Source organism: Mangrovibacillus sp. Mu-81, from assembly GCF_036867415.1.
GTDB lineage: Bacteria > Bacillota > Bacilli > Bacillales > Bacillaceae_B > Rossellomorea.
This window is the reverse complement of record NZ_JBAJHU010000002.1, coordinates 139,552-161,650: the sequence shown is the minus strand read 5'-3', so window position 1 is coordinate 161,650 and position 22,099 is coordinate 139,552. Positions and strand designations below refer to the sequence as shown.

General features: G+C 44.4%; 18 protein-coding genes and 1 tRNA gene. 18 read left to right on the top strand and 1 reads right to left on the bottom strand.

Annotated elements, in window-relative coordinates:
- Nucleotides 1-34: 34 nt before the first annotated feature.
- Genes rapZ through V6B33_RS04500 form a run of 4 tightly spaced genes read left to right on the top strand, consistent with a single transcriptional unit; the run spans nucleotide 35 to nucleotide 3,179 of the window.
- Nucleotides 35-931, top strand: coding sequence for an RNase adapter RapZ (rapZ, locus tag V6B33_RS04515; protein ID WP_334216556.1), 897 nt, complete (start codon nucleotides 35-37; stop codon nucleotides 929-931).
- Nucleotides 928-1,890 carry a gluconeogenesis factor YvcK family protein gene (locus V6B33_RS04510; RefSeq protein WP_334216555.1) on the top strand — a complete coding sequence of 321 codons (963 nt, stop codon included), beginning with the start codon at nucleotides 928-930 and terminating at the stop codon, nucleotides 1,888-1,890. Before rapZ ends, V6B33_RS04510 begins: the two co-directional genes overlap by 4 nt.
- A gap of 56 nt (nucleotides 1,891-1,946) precedes the next feature.
- A complete protein-coding gene (whiA, locus tag V6B33_RS04505; protein ID WP_334216554.1) occupies nucleotides 1,947-2,894 on the top strand; it encodes a DNA-binding protein WhiA in 948 nt (315 codons plus the stop codon).
- A 27-nt stretch (nucleotides 2,895-2,921) separates the two neighbouring features.
- Nucleotides 2,922-3,179, top strand: a complete 258-nt coding sequence (locus tag V6B33_RS04500; protein WP_334216553.1) for an HPr family phosphocarrier protein — start codon at nucleotides 2,922-2,924, stop codon at nucleotides 3,177-3,179.
- 447 nt (nucleotides 3,180-3,626) lie between these two features.
- On the opposite strand, the gene clpP is transcribed toward V6B33_RS04500, so the two are convergent.
- Nucleotides 3,627-4,289 (bottom strand): ATP-dependent Clp endopeptidase proteolytic subunit ClpP, encoded by a 663-nt coding sequence (gene clpP / locus V6B33_RS04495; RefSeq protein ID WP_334216552.1) that lies wholly within the window; start codon nucleotides 4,287-4,289, stop codon nucleotides 3,627-3,629.
- Between the two features lie 173 nt (nucleotides 4,290-4,462).
- Here clpP and V6B33_RS04490 point away from each other — a divergent pair.
- The 14 genes from V6B33_RS04490 to rnr all read left to right on the top strand — a co-directional run bounded on the left by V6B33_RS04490 (nucleotide 4,463) and on the right by rnr (nucleotide 21,778).
- Nucleotides 4,463-4,534, top strand: a tRNA-Arg gene (locus V6B33_RS04490).
- A gap of 228 nt (nucleotides 4,535-4,762) precedes the next feature.
- Nucleotides 4,763-6,403 (top strand): ABC transporter substrate-binding protein, encoded by a 1,641-nt coding sequence (locus V6B33_RS04485; protein ID WP_442915471.1) that lies wholly within the window; start codon nucleotides 4,763-4,765, stop codon nucleotides 6,401-6,403.
- Between the two features lie 26 nt (nucleotides 6,404-6,429).
- On the top strand, nucleotides 6,430-7,509 hold the full coding sequence (locus tag V6B33_RS04480) for a M42 family metallopeptidase (protein ID WP_334216551.1): 1,080 nt from the start codon (nucleotides 6,430-6,432) through the stop codon (nucleotides 7,507-7,509).
- Between the two features lie 589 nt (nucleotides 7,510-8,098).
- The gene (gene rpoN / locus V6B33_RS04475) at nucleotides 8,099-9,421 is read left to right on the top strand and encodes an RNA polymerase factor sigma-54 (RefSeq protein ID WP_334216550.1); all 1,323 of its coding nucleotides are present in this window, start codon (nucleotides 8,099-8,101) and stop codon (nucleotides 9,419-9,421) included.
- 242 nt (nucleotides 9,422-9,663) lie between these two features.
- The gene (locus V6B33_RS04470; protein WP_334216549.1) at nucleotides 9,664-9,909 is read left to right on the top strand and encodes a glutaredoxin family protein; all 246 of its coding nucleotides are present in this window, start codon (nucleotides 9,664-9,666) and stop codon (nucleotides 9,907-9,909) included.
- 217 nt (nucleotides 9,910-10,126) lie between these two features.
- A complete protein-coding gene (locus tag V6B33_RS04465) occupies nucleotides 10,127-11,149 on the top strand; it encodes a sugar-binding transcriptional regulator (RefSeq protein WP_334216548.1) in 1,023 nt (340 codons plus the stop codon).
- Between the two features lie 57 nt (nucleotides 11,150-11,206).
- Nucleotides 11,207-12,214 carry a type I glyceraldehyde-3-phosphate dehydrogenase gene (gene gap, locus V6B33_RS04460; RefSeq protein WP_334216547.1) on the top strand — a complete coding sequence of 336 codons (1,008 nt, stop codon included), beginning with the start codon at nucleotides 11,207-11,209 and terminating at the stop codon, nucleotides 12,212-12,214.
- Nucleotides 12,215-12,388: 174 nt separating this feature from the next.
- Entirely contained in the window at nucleotides 12,389-13,573 is a 1,185-nt protein-coding gene (locus V6B33_RS04455) for a phosphoglycerate kinase (RefSeq protein ID WP_334216546.1), read from the top strand.
- A 40-nt stretch (nucleotides 13,574-13,613) separates the two neighbouring features.
- On the top strand, nucleotides 13,614-14,375 hold the full coding sequence (tpiA, locus tag V6B33_RS04450; RefSeq protein WP_334216545.1) for a triose-phosphate isomerase: 762 nt from the start codon (nucleotides 13,614-13,616) through the stop codon (nucleotides 14,373-14,375).
- Complete coding sequence (gpmI, locus tag V6B33_RS04445) at nucleotides 14,368-15,900, top strand: 2,3-bisphosphoglycerate-independent phosphoglycerate mutase (RefSeq protein ID WP_334216544.1); 1,533 nt, start codon at nucleotides 14,368-14,370, stop codon at nucleotides 15,898-15,900. Before tpiA ends, gpmI begins: the two co-directional genes overlap by 8 nt.
- 51 nt (nucleotides 15,901-15,951) lie before the next feature.
- Nucleotides 15,952-17,244, top strand: a complete 1,293-nt coding sequence (gene eno / locus V6B33_RS04440; protein ID WP_334216543.1) for a phosphopyruvate hydratase — start codon at nucleotides 15,952-15,954, stop codon at nucleotides 17,242-17,244.
- An 867-nt stretch (nucleotides 17,245-18,111) separates the two neighbouring features.
- Nucleotides 18,112-18,339 (top strand): preprotein translocase subunit SecG, encoded by a 228-nt coding sequence (gene secG, locus V6B33_RS04435; RefSeq protein ID WP_334216542.1) that lies wholly within the window; start codon nucleotides 18,112-18,114, stop codon nucleotides 18,337-18,339.
- Between the two features lie 337 nt (nucleotides 18,340-18,676).
- Nucleotides 18,677-19,423 carry an alpha/beta hydrolase gene (locus tag V6B33_RS04430; protein WP_334216541.1) on the top strand — a complete coding sequence of 249 codons (747 nt, stop codon included), beginning with the start codon at nucleotides 18,677-18,679 and terminating at the stop codon, nucleotides 19,421-19,423.
- A 27-nt stretch (nucleotides 19,424-19,450) separates the two neighbouring features.
- On the top strand, nucleotides 19,451-21,778 hold the full coding sequence (rnr, locus tag V6B33_RS04425; protein WP_334216540.1) for a ribonuclease R: 2,328 nt from the start codon (nucleotides 19,451-19,453) through the stop codon (nucleotides 21,776-21,778).
- The last annotated feature ends 321 nt before the right edge of the window (nucleotides 21,779-22,099 follow it).

Below are 22,099 nucleotides of genomic sequence, written 5' to 3'. Positions count from 1 at the left end.
GAATACCATTTCAATATAAAAGCGGGGGAAGAGTATGAGTACAGGTTCTACGAATGACGTACAATTAGTGATCATAACAGGAATGAGCGGGGCCGGAAAGACAGTCGCCATTCAAAGCTTTGAGGATTTAGGTTTTTTCTGCGTAGATAATTTGCCGCCGACTCTTCTGCCTAAATTTCTCGAACTGATGAAAGAGTCTGGCAATAAAATGGATAAAGTCGCGCTTGTGATGGACCTGCGCGGAAGGGAATTCTTTGATCATCTCTTCAAGGCGCTTGATGAACTGGCGGAAACATCGTGGGTGACTCCGCAGATTCTCTATCTTGACGCGGATGATTCATCGCTTGTCAGACGCTACAAGGAAACACGCCGTTCCCATCCACTTGCTCCATCAGGCCTTCCGCTTGAAGGGATCAAACAGGAACGGGAACTGCTGGAAGAACTGAAGGGCCGCGCACAATTGATTTATACCACCTCGAAAATGAAACCGAGGGAATTGCGTGAAAAGATCCTCACAGAGTTTTCTGTGAACAAGAAATCGATCTTTACGGTAAATGTCATTTCATTCGGATTCAAGCATGGAATCCCGATCGATGCAGATCTCGTATTCGATGTGAGATTCCTGCCGAATCCTCATTATATCGATCATATGCGTCCGAAAACCGGGCTTGATGAAGAAGTCTCGACCTATGTGCTGAAATGGAATGAAACCAACAAGTTTCTTGAGAAAGTGACCGATTTGCTTTCATTCATGCTTCCTCACTACAAGCGTGAAGGGAAGAGCCAGCTCGTAGTGGCGATCGGCTGTACAGGCGGGCAGCATCGATCGGTGGCGCTTGCGGAACACATCGGCAACCATTTCAAAGATGATTATCAGACTAAGATTTCTCACCGTGATATCGAAAAGAGAAAGGCTGTCCAGACACCATGACCACATTGCCAAAGGTTGTCGTCATCGGAGGGGGCACAGGTCTGCCTGTCCTTCTGCGCGGACTGAAGCGTCATCCCGTCGATATTTCGGCGATCGTGACGGTTGCGGATGACGGCGGAAGTTCCGGACGTCTCCGTGATTCACTGGATATACCTCCGCCGGGGGACATCCGGAATGTGCTGGCCGCCCTTTCAGAGGTAGAGCCGCTAGTGGAGCAGATGTTTCAGCACCGGTTCGAAACCGAGAACGAGCTTTCTGGTCATGCTCTGGGGAACCTGATCCTGGCCGCGCTCGCTTCGATCACCGGAGACTTTGTTCATGCGATCCAGGAGATGAGCCGGGTGCTGAATGTGAAGGGCAAAGTCCTGCCGTCTGCAAATCAAAGTGTCACCTTGAATGCAGAGATGGAAGACGGCACAATCGTGACCGGTGAATCGACCATCCCAAAGGCCGGTAAAAAGATCAAGCGTGTCTTTCTAAAACCGGATCATATCAAACCGCTCGCAGAAACGCTGCGTGTCATCAAAGAAGCTGACTTGATTGTGATGGGGCCGGGAAGTCTTTACACAAGCATCATTCCGAATCTCCTTGTGCCTGGTATCGGGGAAGCGGTCTGCAGGTCAAAGGCAAAGAAGCTGTATATCTGCAACATCATGACCCAGGCTGGGGAGACACTTGAATATACGGCAGGCGATCATGTGGATGCCCTGAGTAAACATATGGACAGCTCATGTATCGATGCGATCCTTGTTAATAACAAGCAGGTTCCGGATGAAGTGCAGGCACGGTATGATAAAGAACAGGCGAGCCCCGTACACTTTGATATCGATCGTTTGAATTCCATGGGATTTGAGGTTCTCGCCCATGATATTCTTTCATATAATAATGGACTAGTACGTCATAATACAGAAAAAGTAGCCACAATCATCCATTCCTATATGGAATCATCCAGAAAATGACAGAGAAAATTTCATTTGTAAAAGATTGTGCAAGCGTTTGCTAGGAGGTGATGGGGATGTCGTTTGCGTCAGAAACAAAAAAGGAACTAACCAATATTGAAATCAAGGATTGTTGTGCCAATGCTGAATTATCAGCCCTCATCCGGATGAATGGCTCACTCTCCTTTTCCAACCAGATGCTAGTCGTGAATATTCAAACGGAAAATGCCGCGATTGCTAGAAGGATCTATACATTGATCAAAAAGGGATACGACACCCCAGTAGAGCTTTTAGTGCGGAAGAAAATGCGTCTGAAGAAAAACAACGTCTACATCGTGAGGATAAAAGAAGATACGAAAATGATTCTTGAGGACCTGAAAATCCTTGGTGAAGGATTTACGTTCATCCATAATATTTCTGAGGCTCTCATTAAAAAGAAGTGCTGCAGACGATCCTACTTAAGAGGAGCTTTTCTGGCAGGGGGATCGGTGAACAACCCGGAAACCTCTTCCTACCATCTTGAAATTTTCTCTCTGTATGCCGAACACAACGAAGCATTGTCGGAACTGATGAACACCTTCGGCTTGAACAGCAAGACGCTCGAGCGCAAGAAAGGATTCATCACCTATTTGAAAGAGGCTGAGAAAATTACCGAATTCCTCAACATCGTCGGGGCGCATAATTCACTCCTTCGATTCGAGGATGTGCGGATTGTCAGGGATATGCGCAACTCAGTGAACCGTCTCGTCAATTGTGAAACGGCCAACTTGAATAAAACCATAGGGGCTGCCTTAAGGCAGGTCGAAAACATCAAATTTATCGAAAAGCACGTCGGTCTGCAAGTGCTCCCTGATAAATTGCGTGAAATCGCAGAGCTGAGAGTGACCTATCAGGACGTCACGCTGAAAGAACTGGGGGAAATGGTTTCGGGCGGTACGATCAGTAAATCCGGAATAAACCACCGCTTACGGAAAATCGATCAGATTGCTGAGAAAATCAGAGCAGGAGAGAGACTGATCAAATAATCAGAACGAACAAAGGGGAGAAATGAAATGGTAGAAAAACAAGTCGAGGTTAAATTGAAAACGGGTCTTCAAGCACGTCCGGCAGCCCTTTTCGTCCAGGAAGCAAACCGCTTCTCATCCGAAATCTTTTTGGAGAAAGACGGCAAGAAAGTAAATGCCAAAAGCATCATGGGACTCATGAGCCTGGCGATCAGCACAGGTTCTGAAATCACCCTGGCAGCGGACGGCAGCGACGAAGACGAAGCCATCACTGCACTTGAAAAGTTTGTGGGCAGAGAAGGGTAAGATCAACATCACAAAGTCAACAGCCTTTATGGTTGTTGGCTTTTTTAATTTGGTGCGCGGCATTCGAAATGGATGGTTTCTATTTGTTATGAGCATTGTGAGCTCGAAGAAAGTTGTTTTTTTGAAGAGTTTGTGGTTTTCGAAGAGTATTGGATAGTTGAACGAGTTGTACATTTCCTAAGTTTGTGGACGGTAATCAGCATATGAATTTATATGACAGCGGGTTTATGAGCGGATTCTAACGGCTTATGATCGAAATTTCCAATTTATGATCGAAATCCTGGATATATGATCGAATTCTAGAATATATGATCGAACTGCCGGTTATTCGACTTAAATCGACAAACCCATTGCCAAACCCACATCCACTTTCATTCATCCTCGCCAAATCCAAAACAAAAACCCCGCCGGCCAAAGCCGACGGGGCAGTTTCTCTAAAAAAGAGTCTTATTTGTTATCCATTTCATTGCGTGTGATGATGCGGTCGATCAGTCCGTATTCAAGAGCGCGTTCAGCAGTCATGAAATTGTCGCGGTCTGTATCTTTTGAGATCACTTCAAGCGGCTGGCCAGTGCGGTCTGACAGGATTTGGTTCAGTTTCTCGCGGAGGAAAAGAATGCGCTTCGCAGCGATTTCGATTTCCGTCGCCTGACCTTGTGCTCCGCCAAGCGGCTGGTGAATCATTACTTCAGCATTTGGAAGTGCAAGACGTTTGCCTTTAGCACCCGCTGCAAGAAGGAATGCACCCATTGAAGCTGCCATACCGATACAGATCGTTTGTACATCCGGCTTAATGTACTGGATTGTATCGTAGATTGCCATTCCGGCAGTGATGCTTCCGCCAGGGGAATTGATATAGATTGAAATATCTTTCTCAGGGTTTTCGGACTCCAAGAATAGAAGTTGTGCTACAATAGAGTTCGCCACATTATCGTCGATGCCGCTTCCGAGCATGATGACACGGTCTTTCAACAGACGTGAATAAATGTCGTAAGCACGTTCACCGCGGTTTGTTTGTTCAATAACTGTAGGAATTAAGTTCATCCTTCGTTCCTCCTTAGATACGCATTTTTTCTTTTTATATACATATTCACTTTGTACTGTAATCATACACTGTTGGTCAATAAAGGTCAAACTTAACGCATCAGTGATTCTTACACTATGTAATCCTTTCTACATCATACCCATCCATTCCTTTTTTAAACAGTGAAAACGTATTGCATTCATGAAAAAAGTATCTTATAATATACTTTCGTACGATAGTTTTTCAGTAACCTATTCATGCCCTCGTGGTGCAACGGATAGCACGTAAGATTCCGGTTCTTAAAATGGGGGTTCGATTCCCTCCGAGGGCGTACCAAAGTACCGCCGCGTTTTTATAACGCGGCGGTACTTTTTTTGTCTTTAAAACAAATGAAACACTTCTGGTCACCGCTTGATCAATTTGTAACAGGAACACTTACGGAAAACAGAAACGGCTTTCTTCTATTTTACAAAAACCACCATAAAATTACAAAATAGTATTTAAATTCAGACAATTTTCGCATATAATAGTCTTTATACTATTTTAAGGGGGTAAAGCGGTGAAGCGGCATATTAAAGTTACATTTTACTTATTACTCGCATTCATGTTATTTCTCTCTGCTTGTTCAGGCGGAAGCCAATCAAACAGCAGTACGGAAAGTGAAAAGAATCTTTCAGAGGATGAGAAGCAAGGCGGAACGCTTATATTTGGCAGAGGAGCAGACTCCATCAGTCTCGATCCTATTAACGTAACAGATGGGGAGTCTATCAGGGTAACACACAATATTTTTGAAACTTTATTTGAATATGACCATAACCTTGAACTTCAACCAAAACTGGCAACAGACTACAAAACTAGTAAAGATGGATTAACTTGGACATTCTCGCTTCGGGAAGGTGTGAAGTTTCATGATGGAACAGATTTTAACGCCGAGGCAGTTGTATTTAACTTTGAACGGTGGATGGACCCTAATAATCCTTACCATAAAGGGGATTTTGTTTATTATCCATTCTTGTATGGAGGTTTTAAAGGGGATGAGAACCATCTTATTGAATATGTGAAAGCTAATGATGAATACACATTGGAAATTAAACTCAAAAGAAAGACTGCACCATTTCTCAGTTACTTAGCTATTTCTATGTTTGGAATTGCAAGCCCTGCCGCTATTAAAAAATACGGAGATAAAATAAATGAACATCCAGTCGGCACAGGACCTTTTACGTTTAAAGAATGGACACGAAACAATTCTATCACTCTGGCGAAAAATCCTGAATACTGGATGGAAGGAAAACCGTATTTAGATCAAGTGGTATTCCAGGTAATACCGGAAAACTCCTCTAGACTGGCAGCTCTGCAAAGTGGTGAAATAGATATTTTAGATGGATTGAACCCTATTGATACGACGACGGTGGAATCAACAGATGGACTCGAATTACTTAAACGTCCCAGCTTTAACATCGGGTATATGGCGTTCAATATGGAAAAGGAACCGTTTAACAATCCGAAAGTAAGAAAGGCGATTAATATGGCCATAAATAAAAAGGAAATAATAGATGCCTTTTATAATGGTTTAGCCGATGTAGCTACAAGTCCTTTGCCACCATCATTATGGGGGTATCATGAAGGATTAAAAGAGTATGAATACAATGTAGAAGAAGCAAAGAAATTACTAGCTGAAGCAGGATTTGAAGATGGTTTTAAAACAAAGTTATTTACGATGAGTAACCCAAGACCTTATCTTCCGCAGCCCATGAAAATTGCTGAAAGCATTCAATCTGATTTAGCGAAGGTTGGGATTGAAGCTGAAATCGCTACATACGAATGGGCAACATATCTTGAGAGAACAAGTGCGGGTGAGCATGATATGGCACTTTTCGGCTGGACTGGAGTTATGGCTGATCCTGACAATTTCTTATATCCTAATCTCAGCAAAACAAACGCAGAAAAACCTGCTAATAATCGTGCGTTCTATAAGAGTGACAAATTCACTCAACTAATTACAGAAGCACGTGAAACACTAGACAAAGAGAAACGTATTGAACTTTATAAAGAGGCTCAGGAGGTATTCCAAAATGATGCACCTTGGACAATGCTTTCTTATACGACAACCCCTCTTGCCCAAGCTGATTATGTGGAAGGGTACAAACCTCATCCAATGAGTAATGACTTACTTACAGATATATATTTAACAAACAAATAGTTTTTTAGCTTTGGAGGGAATGAGGAATGTATCAACTATTAAAAGAATTATGTGGGAAAGTTGGACCAAGTGGGTTCGAACAAGACGTACAGCGCTTTATTATAGAACAAATAAAGGATCATGCTGATGAATACCATGTAGATTCTTTAGGCAATGTGATTGCTAAAGTGGCAGCAACAAACATTGATTATCCTTCTATTTTATTTGCTGCTCATTCAGATGAAATTGGTTTTATCGTAAAAAAAATCGAGCCAAATGGAACGCTGCGTTTTGAAAAAGTTGGCGGTTTCGATGATCGAATTCTTCTTGCTCAGCCTGTTGTTGTTAAATCAAGAAAAGGCTATTTACAAGGTGTCATTGGAACATTATCCACTCACTATGTAAAATGGGATGATCCAAAAAGGTTTGATTCGCATAGAGAGCTCTATATTGATATCGGAGCTGGTTCGGCAGAAGATGCGAAAGAAATGGGGATTGAGGTCGGTCAGCCAATCTCCTATGGATCAGAACTGAAATTGATCGGCAGTGATAAACAGCCAAGGGTAGTAGGAAAAGCACTTGATGATCGTGCAGGCAGTGCATTATTAATCAAGTTTTTACAGGATATAAAGAGTTCTGAACGTGAACACGGTGATATATATTGTGCTTTTACTGTTCAAGAAGAAGTCGGGTTGCGGGGAGCATCTATTTTGACTCCATCTATTAAGCCAGATTACGCTATCGCTATTGATACTACACCAACAAGTGATACGTATGATGTATTGATGACAGGAACGAGAGTACTGGGAGATGGCCCTTGTATTAAAATTGCAGATAAATCCCTTATTTCGCATCCGATAGTGACAGAGCATCTAAAGAATTCAGCAGTGCAAGCAAGCATCCCCTATCAACTAGAAGTATTTATGGGAATCGGAACAGATGGAGGCGCAATCCATATGACTTCAACAGGAGTTTCTACCGGTGTTGTTTCCATCCCCTCTCGCTACACGCACAGCCCTGTAGAAATTGTAGATCTATTGGACATGGAAAACAGCCTGAAGTTAATAAAAGAGTTTACCTATACTGCTAATAAAATAGCTGGTAAGAGCTTTGTAGATACCTTTTAATAAGAAGGAACCTTTCACTATGGTCTTGCAATGTCCGGTAGATAACTGCTATTTACGACAAGTGGTAGTTTCATTGAAAAGATGGAAGGTTAAAATCACAGTTCGAATTTAAAATACAGTTTTATCATTTTTAATAAAATCATTGATAAAGAGGCTGGGAAAAAAGTGTTTTAGTATAAATAAAAGCCGGGAAAATTGAATTCTAAGTTCAAGGTAAGTTCGGGTTTCTATTAGCTTTGATCAAATGACCAATTAGTTTCCAACTTGTTCCAGCGGTTGATTGGAGTGCAAGACGAAGACTCCTGCGGGAAAAGTAGCTTATGTGAGACCCCGCAGGACGCGACGAGGAGGCTCACGGGCTACCCGCGGAAAGCGAAGTCTTGCACGGAAATCATTAGCGGTATTCAGTAGTCATTACTGTTAATGTTCGACTTTTGGTAGTTGTATTTTGGATTTGTCCCAGCCTCTATATTTAAAGGTATCGTCCATCTACTATATTCATAGAATATTGTAAACACCCCATCTTCCAAACAATTCCCATTAACGAAACCCCCTATTTCATGTAAAATGAAGGGAGGAGGTTAGAAGGATGAATTTGAACACAGGATTATGGCAGAAGCAGCAAATGAAACTTCAAATGACACAACAGCTATCACAGGCCATCACCATCCTCCAATATTCTGCGGTGGAACTGAATGCTTTCCTTGAATCGAAAGCATTGGAGAACCCCCTCATACAACTAGAAGACCCCATACAGGATGCTCCCGATCGGGGAGAGTCTTATCACTATAAAAAGAAGGAAATGCATGATTTTACAGAGTTTCTATCAGTCTCAAAAAAAACGATGGCGGAACATCTTTTTCTTCAATTAGATTTGAAATCGCTTTCTTCAGTAGATTTGAAAGTCATGAAGGACCTGTTTAACAACTTGGATGAGAACGGTTATTTGCGCATAGAGCCGGAAGACTTCATGACCCGGAACAAGCTGCAGATTTCTCAAATGGAACGCTATATTACCAAACTGCATGAATTAGAACCAGCAGGGATTGGAGCGCGTTCCCTGCAGGAGTGCCTCTCACTTCAATTACGACGCAAGTCTGCTTCGGTTTTGGCACTTTCGATCATCGATGAGCATTTCGAAGATTTTGCCGCGAAAAAGTGGAAGGGGATCGCGAAAGAAATGAACGTTGATCTAACGGACATCCAGAAAGCGGCAGATCTCATTCAATGCTGTCATCCCCGTCCAGGCGCCGGATACAGTGACGGCCCCGCTCATTACATCGTCCCTGAGCTGATGGTGAACGTAATGGGTGAAAACGAAGTGGCGGTCTCCTTATTTGACGGAACGACCGTTAACGTGATGTATAATGATGAATACAAAGATTTTCTAGAGCATCATCCCGATAAGGAAGTTGGAAGCTACCTGCGGGAAAAGGAGCAGGAATTTCAGTGGCTGCTTCAGAGCCTGAAGCAGCGCAAGCAGACGATTTTGAAAGTAGGGAAGTTGATCGTTGAGAAGCAGAGGTCTTTCTTCCTGACGGGTCCCGCTACCGTACAGCCCCTGACGTTAAAAGAAGTGGCTGAAGAAGCGGGTGTTCATGAATCAACGATCAGCCGTGCCGTGAAGGGGAAGTATATGCAGACACCCTACGGCATCTTTGAAATGAAATATTTCTTCAGTGCGGCGATAAAATCGGTCAATGCAGAAGATGGCGGAGCGGCTTCGTCCACATCGATCAAAAATGAAATCCAGCGTCTAGTGGACGAAGAAGATAAGAAGAAACCACTTTCTGATCAGAAAATCGTCAACATGCTGATTGATAAAGGATTCGACGTTTCGCGCCGGACGATAGCCAAATACCGCGATCAACTCGGGATTTCGTCGTCGACGATGAGGAAACGGTATGAATGACAAGCAAATTTCTCCGGATGGTTGTATGCCCATACCATTCCGGTCCCGCCATCATATATAGTAGTATCAGTTGTACCAGGTACAAACAATCCCGATTGTACCTGGTACAATAAACACAATTTGTACCAGGTACAGCAGACCGGAAACGTACCAGGTATAAACCACTCAATTTGTACCAGGTACACCCAACCCATCTACCGCAGCCAAACCAACAACACATTCAACCAACGGAGGACCAGTCAATGAACCAAGTCATCTTCTACACTAGAAACCAATGCCACCTATGCACCGATGCCAAAATCAACTTGAAACTTGTTCAGGACGACCTGAAATTCGACATCGTCGAAAAGGATATCGACGAAAGTGATGAGTTGACGGAGCGTTTCGGGTTGATGATCCCGGTGGTGGAGTACGAAGGAGAAATCATCCAGTACGGGCAAATCGACTATTTTACACTCAGCAAGCGTTTACATGAAAAAACTCAGTAGTTTCTAGTTGAATTCCGATTTCCATACTGATAGAATGAACGATGAAAGCAGGGATGAATTTTTTTTGGAGGTAGTGGGACATAATATGTCTATGTGGGACCAATCAAGTCCAACGATGTAATTCTACAGCTGTTGAAAGCCACGTTTACAGGCTGGATACTTGTGGAAATACAACTAAAGAGGCAGTCACTCACTTCCATGTAAGGAGCTTTTACCGATGGAATCCATTATTGATATACAAAAGCGATTATTACCAGACCTGCTTGAAGTTATGCATAAGAGGCATCAAATTCTCCGTTCGATTCAATTCTTACAGCCGGTCGGCCGCAGGAGTCTTGCACAGAACCTCGGACTGACAGAACGGGTGCTGAGAAGTGAAGTAGAATTCCTTAAGAATCAGGATCTCATTTCGATCAAGACGTCCGGGATGATCATGACAGAAGATGGCATGAAGCTGCTGGATAGGATCGAAAACATGATGAGAGAGATTTCAGGAATCAATCAGATGGAGGAGAAGTTACAGTCTTTACTCAATCTTAATGAAATTGTCATCGTTCCTGGGAATAGTGATGAGTCACCTTGGGTAAAAGAAGAATTGGGGCGTGCATCAGCTTTTAGTATGAAACAGCGCCTTGAGGGAAATAATATCATCGCTGTGACTGGCGGTTCGACCATGGCGGCTGTCGCAGAAATGCTGACACCCGACTTTTCAGGATCCGACACGTTGTTTGTTCCTGCACGGGGCGGTATCGGGGAAGATGTAAAGAACCAGGCCAACACGATTTGCGCGAAGATGGCAGAGCATACAGGCATGCGCCATCGCGTGTTGTATGTTCCCGATCAGGTGAGTAAAGAAGTTTACAAGTCCTTTTTAACGGAACCGATGATTAAAGAGGTCTTAAATTTAATCAAGTCGGCCAACATGGTTCTTCATGGTATTGGAGATGCTATTACAATGGCAGAAAGACGGAAGACGCCTCCGGCAGATTTTGAAAAGATCACTGCAGGAAATGCTGTCGGTGAAGCATTCGGTTATTACTTCAATGAGTCGGGGGAAGTGGTACATAAAGTGCCGACCATTGGACTCCAGCTTGAAGACCTGAAAGACATCAACCATGTCTTTGCCGTTGCTGGCGGCAGCTCGAAGGCGAAAGCGATCCGGGCTTACTTGAAAAGTGCTCCCTCTTCGACGATCTTGATCACTGATGAAGGAGCAGCGAAAGAGCTTTTAAAAGGCTGAAGGCCTTTTGAAATATAAAAAATCATCCTTACACACACTAAAGGAGGAAATAGTATTATGGCAACGAAAATTGGTATTAACGGATTTGGACGTATCGGACGTAACGTATTCCGTGCAGCACTTAAAAACGACAACGTAGAGGTAGTGGCAGTTAATGACTTAACTGATGCAAACATGCTTGCTCACCTTTTACAATATGACACGGTTCACGGAACACTTGAAGAGAAAGTATCTGTAGACGGTGACACTCTTATCATCGGCGATAAAAAGGTAAAAGTATTAGCAGAGCGCGACCCTGCTCAACTTGGCTGGGGAGACCTTGGCGTAGAAGTGGTAGTAGAATCCACTGGCCGTTTCACAAAGCGTGCGGACGCAGCTAAACATATCGAAGCCGGTGCAAAGAAAGTAATCATCTCTGCTCCAGCAAGTGATGAAGATATTACAGTCGTTATGGGTGTTAACGAAGATAAATACGATGCAGATAACCACAACGTTATCTCTAACGCATCTTGTACAACAAACTGCTTAGCGCCATTCGCAAAAGTTCTTAACGACAAATTCGGCATCAAGCGTGGAATGATGACAACCATCCACTCATACACAAATGATCAGCAGATCCTGGACCTGCCACACAAAGATTACCGTCGTGCTCGTGCGGCAGCTGAAAACATCATCCCGACAACTACGGGTGCTGCAAAAGCTGTATCACTAGTGCTTCCTGAATTAAAAGGTAAATTGAACGGTGGGGCAGTACGTGTTCCAACTCCAAACGTTTCACTGGTTGACCTGGTTGCTGAACTGGATAAGAATGTTACAGCTGAAGAAGTCAACGCTGCATTCAAAGAAGCTGCTGAAGGTGATCTTAAAGGAGTTCTTGCTTACAGCGAAGAGCCTTTAGTATCAACTGACTACAACGGAAGCCCTGCTTCTTCAACAATCGATGCATTATCAACTATGGTAATGGAAGACAACATGGTAAAAGTCATCTCTTGGTATGACAACGAGAGCGGATACTCAAACCGTGTCGTTGACCTTGTTGATTACATCGCTTCTAAAGGTCTTTAATCCGGCATTAACGTAAAATTACATTATAAATATGGTGAGGATGGATAATTTCTGTCCCACCATCTATAATGAAAAGGGATGAAGGGGAGCGGGGAAGATTCCCCACTCCCTTTTCTCATTCTATACTTGCATTTCTTTTCAATAGAAGAGAAACACTAAAGGAGGCCTTTTACGATGAATAAGAAATCAATCAAAGATGTTGATGTGAAAGGGAAACGCGTATTTTGCCGTGTGGACTTCAACGTACCGATGTCCGAAGGCAAAATCACTGATGAAACCCGTATCCAAGCTGCACTTCCAACAATTAAGTACTTAGTAGAAGGCGGTGCCAAAGTCATCCTGGCGAGTCACTTGGGACGACCTAAGGGTGAAGTGGTAGAAGAACTTCGTTTGACTCCTGTTGCGGAACGACTTTCGAAGCTGCTTGGCAAGAACGTTGCAAAGGCAGACGAAGCGTATGGAGATGGTGTACAATCGAAAATCAGCGAAATGGCTGACGGAGATGTACTGGTTCTTGAAAACGTGCGTTTCTATGCAGGTGAAACGAATAATGATCCTGAACTTGCGAAGGAATTCGCAGCACTTGCAGATTTATATGTAAACGATGCATTCGGTGCAGCTCACCGTGCGCACGCTTCAACAGAAGGCGTGGCAAAACATCTGCCGGCTGTAGCCGGGCTTCTAATGGAGAAAGAGCTTGAAGTATTGGGCAAAGCATTATCTACTCCGGAACGTCCATTCACAGCGATCATCGGTGGAGCGAAAGTAAAGGATAAAATCGGTGTCATCGATAACCTATTAGATAAAGTGGACAACTTGATCATCGGAGGCGGACTTGCTTACACATTTGTGAAAGCACAGGGCCATGAGGTTGGGAAATCCCTTTTAGAAGAAGATAAAATTGACTTAGCGAAGCAATTCATGAAGAAAGCTGAAGATAAAGGCGTTAACTTCCTTATGCCTGTCGATGTAGTCGTTGCTGATGACTTCTCAAACGACGCAAATACGAAAGAAGTAGAGATTGACTCTATTCCATCTGATTGGGAAGCACTTGATATCGGTCCTAAGACAAGGGAACTATTCCAGGCGACAATCAAGGACAGCAAGCTTGTCATCTGGAACGGACCTATGGGTGTATTCGAATTGGACACATTTGCAAACGGAACGAAAGCCGTAGCTGAGGCGTTGGCCGATGCGACAGATACATATTCTGTTATCGGCGGCGGTGACTCTGCAGCAGCAGTCGAGAAGTTCGGCTACGCTGAAAAGATGAGTCATATCTCCACAGGCGGAGGCGCATCACTTGAGTTCATGGAAGGCAAAGAACTTCCAGGTGTTGTGGCCCTTAACGACAAGTAATTCAGCACAAAACCAACTTAGCTGAGAAAGGATGAACGTTATGCGTAAGCCTATTATTGCAGGTAACTGGAAAATGCACAAAACGGCATCAGAAGCGAAAACTTTTACAGAAGAAGTCAAGGGATTAGTACCTGACACAGACAAAATTGACTCTGTCATCTGTGCACCTGCCCTATTCCTTGAAAACCTTGTTGAACAGACGAAAGATACAAAAGTTGAAATCGGTGCGCAAACGATGCACTTCGAAGAAAGCGGAGCATTCACAGGAGAAGTAAGTCCTGCTGCACTGGCTGACTTAGGTGTTAAATATGTGATCATCGGTCACTCCGAACGTCGTGAAATGTTCAATGAAACGGATGATTCTGTTAACAAAAAAACATTGGCTGCTTTCAAGCACAACCTGACTCCGATCGTGTGTGTAGGTGAATCATTGGAACAGCGTGAAAATAACGAAACGAAAGACCTTGTGGGATCTCAAGTGAAACAGGCTCTTACCGGTCTGACTGAAGATCAAGTGAAGCAGACGGTCATCGCTTACGAACCAATCTGGGCAATCGGAACAGGCAAATCTTCCACTGCAGAAGACGCCAACGAAGTGTGTGCCCACATCCGTCAAGTAGTCGCAAGTGAATTCTCACAAAGTGCTGCCGACTCTGTACGCGTACAATACGGCGGCAGTGTAAAACCGAACAACATCAAGGAATACATGGCTCAATCCGATATCGATGGTGCTCTGGTAGGCGGCGCAAGCCTGGAACCTCAATCGTTCCTGCAACTACTGGAGGCAGGTTCTCATGAGTAAGTCACCAGTGGCGTTAATCATCTTAGATGGTTTTGCATGTCGTAATACAAAAGAGGGGAACGCTGTTGCACAGGCGAACAAACCGAACTTTGACCGCCTGTGGAACAAGTACCCGCATAACCAATTAACAGCAAGCGGCGAAGCGGTAGGCCTTCCGGAAGGTCAAATGGGCAACTCCGAAGTGGGGCACCTGAACATCGGTGCCGGCCGCATCGTCTACCAAAGTCTGACCCGCGTAAACATGGCGATCCGCGAAGGTAAATTCGAAACGAATGCCACCTTCCTTGATGCCATCAACCATGCAAAAGAAAAAGGGACAGACCTTCACATCTTCGGTCTTCTTTCAGACGGCGGGGTTCACAGTCACATTGAACACTTATACGCACTCCTGGGCTTGGCTGCTCAAGAAGACGTGAAAAATGTATACGTTCATGCTTTCCTTGATGGACGTGACGTCGGACCGCAGACAGCACCAAAATTCATTGAAGAAGCCGAAGCGAAAATGAAGGAAATCGGCATCGGGCAATTCGCCACGATTTCCGGACGTTATTATTCAATGGACCGCGATAAGCGCTGGGAACGTGTAGAGAAGTCTTACCGTGCCATGGTGTACGGGGAAGGACCAACGTATACCGACCCGATGCAGTTGATTGAAGATTCATATGAACAAGGAATCTACGACGAGTTCGTCATTCCTTCTGTCATCACCAAAGAAAATGGAGAACCGGTTGGAACGATCAAGGACGAAGATGCCGTTATTTTCTACAACTTCCGTCCAGACCGTGCCATCCAGATCTCGAATACATTCACGAACGAAGACTTCCGTTATTTCGTCCGCGGTGAAAAGCATCCGAAACACCTTCACTTCGTCTGCTTGACGAAGTTCAGTGAAACGGTTGACGGCTTCGTTGCCTTCAAGCCGACGAACCTGGATAACACACTTGGTGAAGTCCTGTCTCAAAACGGATTGAAGCAGCTCCGCATTGCCGAAACGGAAAAATACCCTCACGTCACGTTCTTCATGAGCGGCGGCCGTGAAAATGAATTTCCGGGAGAAAAGCGGATCCTGATCAATTCTCCTAAAGTGGCAACATATGACCTGCAGCCGGAGATGAGTGCGTATGAAGTAACGGATGCGCTACTTGCCGAGATCGAAGCAGATCAGCAGGACGCTATCATCCTGAACTTCGCCAACCCTGACATGGTCGGCCACTCAGGGATGCTTGAACCAACCATCAAAGCAGTCGAAACAGTTGATGAATGCCTCGGCAAAATCATCGACCTCATCGAGAAAAAAGGCGGCACCGCCATCATCACAGCTGATCACGGCAACGCCGATGAAGTGCTCACTGAAGAAGGCACACCAATGACCGCCCACACCACGAACCCGGTTCCGGTCATCGTAACAAAAGAAGGAATCGAACTCCGTGACGGCGGTAAGCTTGGAGACCTTGCACCGACCATGCTTGAACTGTTAAACGTAGATCAACCGAAAGAAATGACGGGGAAATCACTGATTAAATAACAAACGCTCGTTTTTAAACAAAAAACCTACTAATAAAGGAGAGTTATTTTTATGCCATTCATTACAGACGTATATGCTCGCGAAGTATTGGACTCACGCGGTAACCCAACAATCGAAGTAGAAGTTTACACTCAATCAGGCGCTTTCGGACGCGCACTTGTTCCATCCGGAGCATCCACAGGTGAGTACGAAGCAGTAGAACTTCGCGACGGTGACAAAGACCGCTACCTTGGTAAAGGGGTAGAAAAAGCAGTCGATAACGTGAACAACGAAATCGCAGAAGAAATCATTGGCTTCGACGTAACAGAGCAAGTAGCAATCGACCAGGCAATGATCGCACTTGACGGTACAGAAAACAAAGGCAAATTGGGTGCGAACGCAATCCTTGGTGTATCCATGGCTGTCGCTCGTGCAGCAGCTGACTTCTTCGGAGTGGAATTATACCAATACCTTGGCGGATTCAACTCCAAGCAGCTTCCAGTTCCAATGATGAACATCGTCAACGGCGGAGAGCACGCTGACAATAACGTGGACATCCAGGAATTCATGATCATGCCGGTAGGAGCCCCTACTTTCAAAGAAGGACTTCGCATGGGCGCGGAAATCTTCCACAGCCTGAAATCAGTTCTAAAGTCTAAAGGCTACAACACCGCTGTAGGTGACGAAGGCGGATTCGCCCCTAACCTTAAGTCAAACGAAGAAGCACTTTCTACAATCATTGAAGCAATCGAAAAAGCAGGTTACAAGCCTGGAGAAGAAATCCTTCTTGCAATGGATGTAGCCGCTTCTGAGATCTACAACAAAGATGACGGTAAATACCACCTTTCTGGTGAAGGCGTTGTTCGTACATCAGCTGAAATGGTTGACTGGTATGCTGAAATGTGCGACAAGTACCCAATCATCTCAATCGAAGATGGACTTGACGAAAACGACTGGGAAGGTTTCAAACTTCTTACTGACCGCATCGGAAACAAAGTTCAGCTTGTTGGAGACGATTTATTCGTAACAAACACAACGAAGCTTGCACAAGGGATCGAGCAGGGTATCGGTAACTCCATCCTGATCAAAGTGAACCAAATCGGTACGCTTACAGAAACATTCGACGCAATCGAAATGGCGAAGCGCGCTGGCTACACAGCAGTCATCTCTCACCGTTCAGGTGAAACAGAAGACAGCACAATCGCTGACATCGCGGTGGCGACAAACGCCGGCCAAATCAAAACAGGTGCACCATCACGTACAGACCGTGTAGCGAAATACAACCAATTACTTCGCATCGAAGACCAATTGGCACACACTGCACAATACCTTGGTGTGAAAACATTCTATAACGTTAACCGCTAATTGATGTGTGATTAGTGAAAGGAGGCAGCCCCGTCGGTGACGGGGCTGTTTTTATTGGTGTGCGGGTATCATTGTCTTGAATATTCGTTTGTTGAGTAGGGTTCGCGGTGACTGAGCGCTCGGTCAAATTTGCGGAAATTCATAAGCGGGGTCAAATTCAATATTCAGATCAATTTCCTCCGCTAAATCAGATTTTCAGCTAAAAAAGAGAAATTTATCTTTTAAATTCTGATTGGGAAGAAGAGCAGGTGTCTGGAAGTAATGAAATTCTCATTGGAAGCGGGAATCGTGCCACTTTTTCATTTTTCAAGCCGAAATTCAAATATTCATGCCACTTTATAAATAAGCAAGCAAATATCCTGATATTCAAGCCACTTTTCGTTTTTTCTTGCCAATTAGAATGATTATAATTAGTCATTCCACCATTCCTTCAACACCGTCCAACCCACCTTAAACCCATTGCTTGTCCGTTTCAGCTGTCCAATTACTAATGTGAGTCGGTTTTCATCGTGATCCGTGAGCGTGTTCAAGTGTAAACCCCTATAAGTATATGAATGAGGTCCAAAAGATTTATGCTGACTTTTCATGGTTTATGCTGAATTATTTGGATTTATGCTGAAAAAATCCATTTTATGCTGACTTTTTACGATATATGCTGAATTATTTCGTTTTATGCTGACTTCAACACAAAAATCCCAACCGGAATACCCATCCAATTCCTACACCATCTCAATTTTAAACCCCATTCCATCGCCAATCAGTACAATCCCCAACACTTTCCACAATTATGCGAATATTACCTTGTCCGCGCCAACGCCCTATGGTAAACTAATAATGTTGTAATGTTCGTATCAGGAGGTGGGACTCATGCACACTTTATTAGTCACTTTACTTATCATTGATTCAATCGCACTTATCGCCATTGTTTTACTTCAATCAGGTAAGAGTGCTGGACTTTCAGGGGCCATCTCTGGTGGTGCAGAACAGCTATTCGGGAAACAGAAAGCACGCGGTATCGACTTGGTATTACACCGGATCACAATCGTGCTGGCTGTATTATTCTTTGTTCTAACAACTGCAATCGTAGCTTTATAATACAAAACCTGATCTCTAATAAGGTCAGGTTTTTTTATTTTTATAAATCGATTCGCAAATCCCTTCCAAATTACCAAGCGAAATATTGGATTGTAACAACAATTTTTGCTAAAAATAGAGAGTAAACCGTTTAAACGATTGTTTAACATCACGAGCCCATGCGCATCAAGGGTTCACTGGTGTTAATCAAACGTTTGTTTAAGAATTTCAACTAAAATCCCATTACATACACAATCCAGTTAAACAACTGTTTAAACCGATTAAGTCAGCAGCCCCAAGGCGTAAGCAAACTTAATCAAACGTTTGTTTAAAATTCAAAGAAAAGGAGTTCATATAAATGAAGACCGTTTTACCAAAACCATTTACATTCGAAGCCGGGCCGAGAGCCGTTCTATTGCTGCACGGGTTCACAGGGAATTCAGCAGATGTCAGGATGCTCGGCCGTTACTTGGAGAAGAAAGGCTATTCCTCGCATGCACCTCATTATAAAGGACATGGAGTACCGCCTGAAGAATTGGTGCATACAGGGCCGGAGGATTGGTGGCAGGATGTCATAAATGGATACCAGCATCTGAAAGATAAAGGCTATGAGGAAATTGCCGTTGCCGGACTTTCATTAGGTGGGGTATTTTCCCTGAAATTGGGTTACACTGTACCTGTAAAGGGTATTGTACCAATGTGTGCGCCTATGTATATAAAAAGTGAAGAAGTCATGTATAAAGGGGTCGTGGACTACGCCCGTGAATTTAAGAAATTTGAAGGAAAACAGGAAGATCAAATTGAAAAGGAAATGGAAGAGTTCAAGAAGACACCAATGAACACATTGAAAGCTCTTCAGGAACTTATTGCAGATGTACGCGAAAATGTCGACATGATCTACTCGCCGACTTTTGTCGTACAGGCAAGAAATGATCATATGATCAATACCGATTCTGCCAATATCATTTACGACAATATCGAATCAGACGATAAGGACCTGAAATGGTATGAAGAATCCGGTCATGTGATTACACTTGATAAGGAAAAGGAACAGCTTCATGAAGATGTATTTGATTTCCTGGAGAAATTGGATTGGACTGTTTAATGAATAGCATGATCAGGAGGGATTGTCATGGACGAACATATTAAAGAGCATGTGGATAAACTCCTATCCTACATGAAAGAAGAGGCCTATAAGCCGCTTACGGTACAGGAGCTTGAAGAAGCATTCGGGATCGAAGGCTCGACAAACTTCAAGGATTTCGTAAAAGCGCTTGTCGTCATGGAGGAAAAGGGTATTGTGGTAAGGACCCGGAGCAACAGGTACGGCCTGCCGGAAAAAATGAATCTAGTAAGAGGAAAGGTATCCGCCCATGCGAAAGGATTTGCTTTCGTCATACCTGAAGAATCAGGTATGGATGATATCTTCATCCCTCCGAATGAAACGAATAATGCGATGCACGGGGATATCGTACTCGTCCGTGTTTCCTCGAACAGTTCCGGTTCCAGACGGGAAGGAACGGTCGTCCGCATCGTGGAACGCGGAGTCGATCAGATGGTCGGAACGTTTACGCAAAGCAAGCATTTCGGCTTTGTGATTCCGGATGATAAGAAATTTGCAAGTGACATCTTCATCCTGAAGTCTGCCCAAAAGGGAGCGATCGAAGGGCATAAGGTCGTGGTAAAACTGACCGCATATCCCGAAGGACGAAAGAGTGCAGAAGGAGAAGTTATTGAAATCCTTGGTCATAAAAATGATCCCGGTGTCGATATCCTGTCAATCATCCATAAACACGGAATCACGGTCGAATTTCCTGAAGAAGTGATGGAACAAGCCAATAATGTTCCGGATACGATCGACGAATCGGAGATCCCGAACCGAAAGGATCTTCGCGGCCAGACCATCGTCACGATAGATGGAGCCGATGCAAAAGACCTCGATGATGCGGTAACGGTGACTAAGCTAGACAACGGCAACTACAAGCTGGGTGTACATATCGCCGACGTGACATATTACGTAAAAGAAAGCTCACCGATTGACGAGGAAGCTTTTGACAGAGGGACGAGTGTATACCTGGTCGACCGGGTGATCCCGATGATCCCACACCGTTTGTCGAATGGGATCTGTTCCTTGAATCCCCAGGTGGACCGACTGACGCTGTCATGTGATATGGAAATTTCACCTGACGGGGATGTCGTCAAGCATGAAATCTTCCAAAGCGTGATCAAGACGACGGAAAGAATGACTTACACAGATGTAAATAAAATTCTTGTCGATAAAGATGAAGAACTCCGTAAACATTATGAGCCGCTTGTGCCGATGTTCGAGCAAATGGAAGACCTTGCTCAGGTCCTCCGTACAAAACGGATGAAACGCGGCGCGATCGACTTTGATTTTAAAGAAGCAAAAGTTCTGGTCGATGACGAGGGTGAACCGACGGATGTCGTCCTTCGTGAACGCTCCGTTGCAGAAAAGTTGATCGAGGAATTCATGCTTGTTGCCAACGAAACGGTGGCAGAGCATTTCCACTGGATGGAAGTACCGTTCATTTACCGAATCCACGAAGACCCGAAGGAAGACAAGCTTCAGCGTTTCTTCGAGTTCATAACGAACTTCGGCTTGATTGTGAAAGGGACTGCCAATTCCGTACACCCTCGCGCCCTCCAGGAAATCATTGAGGACGTGCAGGGAAAATCGGAAGAAATGGTCGTATCGACGATGATGCTCCGTTCGATGCAGCAGGCGAAATACGATCCGGAAAGCCTGGGTCACTTCGGACTAGCGACAGAGTTCTATACCCACTTTACATCACCGATCAGGCGTTATCCCGATTTAATCGTTCACCGCCTGATCAGGACGTACCTGATCGAAGGGAAGATCGACCAGTCAACACGGGAAAAATGGGGAGCGCAAATGGGCAACATCGCTCAGCATACCTCCAGCCGTGAACGCCGTGCCGTCGATGCAGAACGCGAAACGGATGAACTGAAAAAAGCAGAGTACATGGAAGACAAGGTCGGGGAAGAATATGACGGGATCATCTCTTCCGTCACAAACTTCGGTATGTTTGTCGAACTGCCAAACACGATCGAAGGGCTTGTCCATGTCAGCTACATGACCGATGATTATTACCGATTTGACGAGCGTCATCTGGCCATGATCGGTGAGCGGACAGGAAACGTATTCCGCATCGGTGACGAAATTACCATCCGCGTCGTCAGCGTCAACAAAGACGAACGCGCCATCGACTTTGAAATCGTCGGTATGAAAAGCAATCGCAGGGAACGCAGTACAGAAGTACGTTCATTCCGGTCCGACGGCGGAAAAGGAAAATCCTCCTCCCGCAAAAAAGAAGACGGAGAATGGTCAACCCGTCCTCCAAAAAACAACAAAAAGAAAAACAAAAACAAAAAACACTACGAAAACGCCCCAAAAAGCAAACGTAAAAAGAAAAAATAGGTTGTTTTGTTAGTTTAGTTTTTTGTGTTAATTAGAAGGGAAAAAATAATTTCAGATGGTACCAGCTTTTGATTGGAGTGCAAGACGAAGACTCCTATCAGAAAAGCGGAAGGGCTTTGCAAAGAGGCGGGTGGCATAAGACGAATCGGCCATTAAGGCGTTCCTTGCCTTCTTGGTCGGTTTGGCTTATGTCATGAGCCTCTAAGCCCTGCAGCTGGACAGTGAAATCCGTGGAAGTTTTGCGAGGCTCACAGGTCACCCGCGGAAAGTGAAGTCTTGCACGGAATCAACTGCGGTATTCAAAGCCGATATCAATAAAGC